This window comes from Halalkalibacter lacteus (genome assembly GCF_036663595.1).
In the GTDB taxonomy this organism is placed as follows: Bacteria; Bacillota; Bacilli; order Bacillales; family Bacillaceae_D; genus Halalkalibacter; species Halalkalibacter lacteus.
This window is the reverse complement of record NZ_JAWRVL010000472.1, coordinates 1-234: the sequence shown is the minus strand read 5'-3', so window position 1 is coordinate 234 and position 234 is coordinate 1. Positions and strand designations below refer to the sequence as shown.

General features: G+C 69.2%; 1 pseudogene. It reads right to left on the bottom strand.

Annotated features, from left to right (window positions below):
- Window positions 1–234: pseudogene (locus SAZ04_RS23055) on the bottom strand (hypothetical protein); the annotation flags it as partial.

Genomic DNA, 234 nt, shown 5'->3' with positions numbered 1-234 from the left:
CTTACGGATGGCGGCGTTGGCGCCCAGCGCGCCGAAGGGGTGGTAGGCCCCGGAGCCGAGCCCCGCCAGCGCCGCCAGCGCGATCAGCATCGGGAAGCCGGTGGCGAAGCCGAGGGTGGAGAACATGAACGCGGTCCACATCAGCGCCAGGCCGATCTGGCGCGTTCCGCGACGATCTGCCAGCATACCGAAGAGGGGCTGCGAGATCGAGGACATGCCGCTGTAGGCCATCGA